The 1,691-nt window shown below is 49.5% G+C and carries 1 rRNA gene; it reads right to left on the bottom strand.

The window, feature by feature from the left end:
• Positions 1 to 21: 21 nt before the first annotated feature.
• Positions 22 to 1,598 (bottom strand): 16S ribosomal RNA (locus EST42_RS05320).
• Positions 1,599 to 1,691 lie beyond the last annotated feature (93 nt).

Genomic DNA, 1,691 nt, shown 5'->3' with positions numbered 1-1,691 from the left:
TAGGTTTCCGATTTTCCTTAGAAAGGAGGTGATCCAGCCGCAGGTTCTCCTACGGCTACCTTGTTACGACTTCACCCTAATCATCTGTCCCACCTTAGACGGCTGGCTCCCGAAGGTTACCCCACCGGCTTTGGGTGTTACAAACTCTCATGGTGTGACGGGCGGTGTGTACAAGACCCGGGAACGTATTCACCGCGGCGTGCTGATCCGCGATTACTAGCGATTCCGACTTCATGTAGGCGAGTTGCAGCCTACAATCCGAACTGAGACGTACTTTAAGAGATTAGCTCACCCTCGCGGGTTGGCAACTCGTTGTATACGCCATTGTAGCACGTGTGTAGCCCAGGTCATAAGGGGCATGATGATTTGACGTCATCCCCACCTTCCTCCGGTTTGTCACCGGCAGTCTCACTAGAGTGCCCAACTAAATGCTGGCAACTAGTAATAAGGGTTGCGCTCGTTGCGGGACTTAACCCAACATCTCACGACACGAGCTGACGACAACCATGCACCACCTGTCACCTTGTCCCCGAAGGGAACGCTCCATCTCTGGAGTTGTCAAGGGATGTCAAGACCTGGTAAGGTTCTTCGCGTTGCTTCGAATTAAACCACATGCTCCACCGCTTGTGCGGGTCCCCGTCAATTCCTTTGAGTTTCAACCTTGCGGTCGTACTCCCCAGGCGGAGTGCTTAATGCGTTAGCTGCGGCACTTAAGGGCGGAAACCCTCAAACACCTAGCACTCATCGTTTACGGTGTGGACTACCAGGGTATCTAATCCTGTTTGCTACCCACACTTTCGAGCCTCAACGTCAGTTACAGTCCAGAAAGCCGCCTTCGCCACTGGTGTTCTTCCATATATCTACGCATTTCACCGCTACACATGGAGTTCCACTTTCCTCTACTGCACTCAAGTCATCCAGTTTCCAAAGCAATTCCTCAGTTGAGCTGAGGGCTTTCACTTCAGACTTAAATAACCGTCTGCGCTCGCTTTACGCCCAATAAATCCGGATAACGCTTGGAACATACGTATTACCGCGGCTGCTGGCACGTATTTAGCCGTTCCTTTCTGGTAAGATACCGTCACACATTGAACAGTTACTCTCAATGTCATTCTTCTCTTACAACAGTGTTTTACGAGCCGAAACCCTTCATCACACACGCGGCGTTGCTCCATCAGGCTTTCGCCCATTGTGGAAGATTCCCTACTGCTGCCTCCCGTAGGAGTATGGGCCGTGTCTCAGTCCCATTGTGGCCGATCAGTCTCTCAACTCGGCTATGCATCATCGTCTTGGTGAGCCATTACCTCACCAACTAACTAATGCACCGCGGGACCATCTCTTAGTGATAGCAGAACCATCTTTTAAGTAGCAACCATGCGGTTGCTATTGTTATACGGTATTAGCATCTGTTTCCAAATGTTATCCCCTGCTAAGAGGTAGGTTTCCCACGTGTTACTCACCCGTTCGCCACTCTTTGCAATGTCCATCGTCATATCTGAGCAAGCTCTTCAAATCAGTTGAACCACAAAGCGTTCGACTTGCATGTATTAGGCACGCCGCCAGCGTTCATCCTGAGCCAGGATCAAACTCTCAATTTGAAGTTTGAGTATAACTCAATTTTTGTTGTTTAACAGAAGTTAAACGAATTTACTAGCGAATTGACTTCGCAAATGTTTTTGCATCAAGAACTT

The organism is Weissella cibaria (assembly GCF_004521965.1).
In the GTDB taxonomy this organism is placed as follows: Bacteria; Bacillota; Bacilli; order Lactobacillales; family Lactobacillaceae; genus Weissella; species Weissella cibaria_A.
The sequence above is the reverse complement of the archived record's forward strand: the minus strand, read 5'-3'. Positions and strand labels throughout refer to the sequence as shown.